At 39.7% G+C, this 6,000-nt stretch carries 4 protein-coding genes and 1 riboswitch; of the genes, 1 reads left to right on the forward strand and 3 read right to left on the reverse strand.

Annotation, left to right across the window (positions count from 1 at the left end):
- Window positions 1-254: 254 nt before the first annotated feature.
- On the forward strand, window positions 255-1,757 hold the full coding sequence (locus tag ACY10D_RS07095; protein ID WP_487000055.1) for an APC family permease: 1,503 nt from the start codon (window positions 255-257) through the stop codon (window positions 1,755-1,757).
- A 39-nt stretch (window positions 1,758-1,796) separates the two neighbouring features.
- Here ACY10D_RS07095 and yfaE read toward each other — a convergent pair whose 3' ends face one another.
- The 3 genes from yfaE to nrdA are packed head-to-tail and all read right to left on the reverse strand — an operon-like array spanning window position 1,797 to window position 5,481.
- Window positions 1,797-2,042: a class I ribonucleotide reductase maintenance protein YfaE gene (yfaE, locus tag ACY10D_RS07100; RefSeq protein ID WP_487000056.1), complete on the reverse strand. Its 246-nt coding sequence runs from the start codon at window positions 2,040-2,042 to the stop codon at window positions 1,797-1,799.
- 2 nt (window positions 2,043-2,044) lie between these two features.
- Entirely contained in the window at window positions 2,045-3,196 is a 1,152-nt protein-coding gene (nrdB, locus tag ACY10D_RS07105; RefSeq protein WP_487000057.1) for a class Ia ribonucleoside-diphosphate reductase subunit beta, read from the reverse strand.
- A complete protein-coding gene (gene nrdA / locus ACY10D_RS07110; RefSeq protein ID WP_487000058.1) occupies window positions 3,193-5,481 on the reverse strand; it encodes a class 1a ribonucleoside-diphosphate reductase subunit alpha in 2,289 nt (762 codons plus the stop codon). The genes nrdB and nrdA overlap by 4 nt, the downstream gene beginning before the upstream one ends.
- Before the next feature lie 147 nt (window positions 5,482-5,628).
- Window positions 5,629-5,854: riboswitch (cobalamin riboswitch) on the reverse strand.
- Window positions 5,855-6,000 lie beyond the last annotated feature (146 nt).

Below are 6,000 nucleotides of genomic sequence, written 5' to 3' on the forward strand. Positions count from 1 at the left end.
TAAGCAATCAATTTAATTTAAGAGCAATCATTACACAATAATTTATTTGCCTGATACATATTGTTACATATTTACAAGCTTTGAAAATGCCGCTATAGTCTGTCGTCTTGGGGCGGCATGTGTTTGAAGAAAATAATGCTGTATTTTTAGACATATATTTATCACAAATGCCCGTTAAAGGAGGTTTGTGGCGCTGTGATATTTATAAGGTAAAAAGTAATGTAAATAATAGAATTAAAAGAGGGAAGAGGAATATGGGTGCAGAGTTCACACCAAAAAAATCAGGCGTATCGCTATTAAGTGCAACCTTGTTAAGTGCTACTTGTATGGTTGGTTCAGGCTGGCTTTTTAGCGCGCAATTAACCGCAAAAATCGCAGGAAACTGGGCGTTTCTTGCATGGGTTCTAGCTGCTATTTTAGTTTTATTAGTTGGTTTATGTTTAGCTAAGGTTGTTGCGGTTTACCCAGTGCGTGGCGCAACAACACGATCAAGTGCGTTATCACACAATGGTATCTTTGGTATGCCATTTGCATTTGCTAATTGGTTTGGCATTATGGTGGTGATTGCTACTGAGGCACAAGCAACAACACAGTACTTATCAGCAGCGATTGGATCTGATGCATTGATGCAGAATCATGTTCTCACTTATGGTGGTAAATTTTTAGCGTTAGGTATTTTATTGGTCTACTTGATCGTGAATTTTTACGGCATTAAGTTGCTAACACGAGTAAATAATGTCGTCACCGTGCTTAAGGTTTTTACACCATTATTTGCAATCGCTGTTTTTTTGATTGCTGCATTTGATCACTCAGGATTGAGTAACAACTTTAATTTACCAACCAATAGTGACTATGGCTTTAGTAGTGCAGTGATGGCAATTATTGGTGCAGGATTGATTTACTCATTTAATGGCTTTCAGATTAGTGTATCGTTCGCCAGTGAGATTAAAAATCCAAAACGTAATATGCCGTTGTCCATTATCTTGTCGATCTTTATTATTTTGATTGTTTATATGGGCTTACAGTATGCATTTATGGCAGCCGTTCCACATGAACTTTTAGTTAAAAATGGTGGTTGGCAAGGCATGAACTTCTCATCACCATTATTGAATTTAGCGATGTTGTTAGGTTTGAATTTCTTAGCTATTTTGTTATTAGCTGACAGTGTGGTCAGTCCATCTGGTACCGGATATACCTATCTTGGCGCTTCATCGCGCATGCTTTATGCAATGTCAGCAGAAGGGCAAATGCCACGTTGGATTGCCAAGCTTGACCCAGTATATAACTTCTCAAAGCGCTCAATGATGATTAACTGGGTATTAGCAGCAATTGTCTTATTTAATGCCGAAAGCTGGGCAGCGTTGATGGTTGTGGTAACTGGTTATCATGTTGTTGGATATATGGCAGCACCGATTAGTATGGGTGCAATTGCGCCTAAAACACGTTGGTTAGGATTAATTGTCTTTGTGATTTTAGGGCTTATCATGCTCACGATTCCAAGCCATGATTTGATGTTGGTCAATAGTTCATTAACGATTCTATTGCTCATTTATGCTTTCGTGCAGCACAAAGTTGGCGTGCAAAAACTATTATTGTTTATCCTGCCATTTATTGCTTACTTATGGTTATTATATATCGTGCCAAATATCTGGTTTGTTGCTGTCATATCTGTCATTTTTTATATTTTAATTACAACCAAATCGTATGTCGCAATGTGTAAAGAGCATGGTGAGTTAAATCGAGTCATTGAAGATTAATAGTGCTAACCTCATCGTAAGTCATTTTGCGGTGTTGGCTTAGAGCTCTACCATATGGCTTATCCCTTTTGCAATACAAATAAGCACTTCATCTTCTTTAATAAAAGCCAATGGTTCTTTGGTATATTCAATGTCTCCTGAGATTACTTGACAACGGCAGGTGCCACACATACCATTGCGGCACTGAAAGTTGGCAGCAATACCCTGTTGTTCAAGCCATTCAAGTATCGTTAATTGATTATTATCAATCGTTATAATTTGATCATTAAGCTTAATACGAACCATTGTTATAGTTCAAAACCACTAAAGGCATTATCGGCAACATTACTATCTATTTGACCGACAAGATACGAGCTAATCTCGGTTTCTTGTGGTGCAACTTGGACGTTGTCTGAGTTAAGATAATGATTAATCCAAGGTATCGGGTTGCCTTTGGGCGCGATAATATCATCGGTATTTAGTCCCACAGCTTCCATCCGCTCTTTGGCTAAGTAGTCAATGTATTGACAAAGGATCTGTTCATTCAATCCCAATATAGAGCCTTGTGAGAATAGATACTTTGCCCATGCTTTTTCTTGTGCAATGGCTTCTTTGAAAATGGCTTGCGCTTCATTATGTAAACTGTGCGCAATCTCGGTTAATTCAGGATCTCCATCTTTACCCAAGAGGATGATATTAATCATATGTTGAGTGCTGGTTAAATGCACGGATTCATCACGCGCAATCAGCTTCATAATTTTGCCACAGCCTTCAAGCTTCTTCTGCTCGGAAAAGGCAAACGTGCAGGCAAAGCTGACATAAAAGCGGATAGCCTCAAGGGCGTTAACCGCATGCAGAGCCAAGTAAAGTGCTTTTTTAATGCTGTGTTGACTTACCTCAATGGTTTTGCCATCAATGTTATAGCTTCCCGTGCCTTGTGTTTGTAAAAGCTGTGTTTGCATAATCAGCTGATCATAATAGTGGGTAATGTTTTGCGCACGTTTTCTAATCTCAGGATTATCAACAATCGCATTAAATACAGGGCTTGGATCATCCATGAGCGAGCGCACCATATGTGTGTATGAGCGGCTATGAATTGTCTCAAAAAAGCTCCATGTCTCAATCCACGTTTCAAGCTCAGGGAGAGAGACAAGTGGTAAAAAGGCGATATTTGGGCTGCGTCCTTGTACTGAGTCTAACAGGGTTTGATATTGTAGATTAGATAAGAAAATATGCTTTTCAATGGCATTGAACTTCTGAAAGTCAACGCGGTCGCGACTTAAATCAATCTCCTCAGGACGCCAGAAAAAAGACAGCTGCTTTTCAATCAAACGTTCAAAAATAGAGTGCTTTTGTTGATCAAAACGTGAGACATTAACTGATGTGCCAAAAAACATCGGCTCATGCAGTTGATTATTTGATGTTGTTTGAAAGGTGGAGTAATGGTAGCTTTGTGTCATATTTTACATGCTCCTGATTCGCATTCGTCGATTTCTGCTATCTCTATAGTATGATTAGTTGGCTCTTTGCTTTCTTTGGCATGATCACGCGTATTGTGATAATAAAGTGTTTTTAAGCCATATTTATAAGCGATTAATAAATCAGACATCAATGTTTGCATTGGCACTTTATGATCATTAAATTTAAGCGGGTCATAGTTAGTATTAGCTGAAATTGACTGATCAATAAACTTTTGAATAATCGCACAAAGTTGCAAATAACCGGTATTATTAGGCATCTGCCATAACAGCTCATAGTGAGACTTTAAGCGTTGAATTTCAGGGACGACCTGTTTTAATACCCCATCTTTACTTTGCTTGATTGAAACTAAGCCACGAGGTGGTTCAATACCATTAGTGGCATTGGATATTTGCGATGAGGTTTCTGATGGCATGATCGCACTTAAGGTGGAATTGCGCAAGCCATGTTGTTGAATGTCTTGGCGTAAGGCTTCCCAGTCATATTGTAGTGAAAAATGAGCAAACTCATCGATGCTTTTCTTATAGTGATCAATGGGCAGTAATCCTTGGGCATAGCTTGTGTCGTTGAAATATGTGCAAGCGCCTTTTGCTCGAGCTAACTGATTTGATGCTTTAAGTAGATAATATTGAATAGCCTCAAAAGTTTGATGTGTCAGCTTATTGGCACTGCCATCACTATATTTGACATGATTTTTAGCCAAGTAATAAGCAAAGTTAATAACGCCAATCCCTAAGCTGCGGCGCGCTTTTGCGGGAATTTCAGCTGACGCTAATGGATAGTTCTGATAATCCAATAGATGATCTAAAGCCGTGACAATTAACGTGGCTAAAGACGCCAGTTCATCAAGAGAATCAATAGCACCTAAGTTAAATGCGGATAAAGTACATAGTGCAATCTCACCATTTTCATCAAAAATATGCTCAAGTGGTTTGGTGGGTAAGGTGATCTCCATGCATAGGTTAGATTGTTTAATCGGGGCAAGTTGCGCATTAAATGCCGAATGCGTATTACAATGATCAACGTTTTGAATGTAAATACGTCCAGTTTGCGCACGCTCCTGCATTAACAGGGCGAAAAGCTCATTGGCTTTAATTGTTTTTTTGCGGATATCGGGTGTGTTTTCTGCTGCAATATAAAGCCTCTCAAACTCACTCTGATTAGCAAAAAAAGCATCATATAACCCAGACACATCACTGGGGCTAAACAGGGTAATATCCTTTTGCTCGATTAAGCGTTGATATATTAAGCGATTGATTTGCACACCATAATCTAAGTGGCGGATGCGGTTATCCTCGACCCCACGGTTATTTTTAAGCACCAAGAGGGATTCAACCTCTAAATGCCACAGTGGATAAAATAAGGTAGCCGCTCCACCACGCACACCCCCTTGTGAACATGATTTAACTGCTGTTTGAAAATGTTTATAAAATGGAATGCAGCCAGTATGTAGCGCTTCGCCTTGACGAATCTCACTACCCAGTGCACGAATTTTTCCGGCATTAATGCCAATGCCTGCGCGCTGTGAGACGTACTTGACAATCGCCGATGCGGAAGCATTGATTGAGTCTAAACTATCATCAGTATCAATAAGGACACATGAGCTAAATTGTCGTGTCGGTGTGCGCACACCTGCCATAATTGGAGTGGGTAGAGAGAGCTTAAACTGACTAATCGCATCATAGAAATCAAGTACATATTGCATGCGTGTTGCTTTGTCATGCTTTGAAAACAAACAAGCACTCACCAACATATAAAGCATTTGTGGCGTTTCGTAGATCTTGCCAGTGACGCGATTTTGCACGAGATACTTGCCTTGCATTTGATTCACTGCAGCATAGGTGAAGTTCATATCACGCCAATGATCAATATGCGTATTCATTTGCTCGAACTCAGCACGAGAGTAGTCATCAAGTAAATGTCCGTCGTATTTGTTGGCTTTGACCAGTGCTTGCACCTGATCATATAAATGCGGAGGCTCAAATTCGCCATAGGCTAATTTGCGCAAGTGAAAAATCGCTAAGCGCGCCGCCATATATTGATAATCAGGTGTCTCTTCAGAGATTAAATCAGCAGCAGTTTTGATAATGATCGCCTGAATATCCGCTGTTTTCATACCTTCATACAGTTGAATATGCGATTGCAACTCAACTTGAGAAACAGAGACATTCTCTAAACCTTCAGCAGCCCAAGTGATGACGCGATGGATTTTATCCAGATTAACAGGCTCTAAACGTCCTGAGCGTTTGGTGACATTTACATTCATTTGTTATCCTCTATCCGCGATTAATTTAAACTAAGCAATCGGGAAGAAGGACATAAGTTAGCAAGAAGTGTTTTGATAATGATTTATTAATCAATACCAATTATCTCTACCATATGTGTGCTTTGTTCCACGAAAGCTTTTTAACATAAAATCAATTAACTAATGGCAGATATTCGGGCTTATGGACGCATTTAAACAACCTACTAGATACTGCTTCCCAATTGTGTCAATCAGTGCGTTTCAAGGACTCTTAAAAGCAAGAGTCAACGTGTATCGTTCGTTTCCAATTACCGCTGCGGGCCAGCTCTGGAGTTACACCAGATTCCCTCTTGCGTTGCGCAAATTCGCGCAAACCATTAGCGATGTGTATACCGCCCATAAACCATTTTACAGCATTTCTGTCGTTGAATTTCTCGTGTCTTTGAGCGATTGAATTTTACCAATAGCGAATGCGTTAAGAAACAATGAATAGTTTCATTGTTTTAGCAAATGAGCGCCCAAAGACTCTGTCAAGGGCAG

It is taken from the genome of Cysteiniphilum sp., assembly GCF_057495195.1.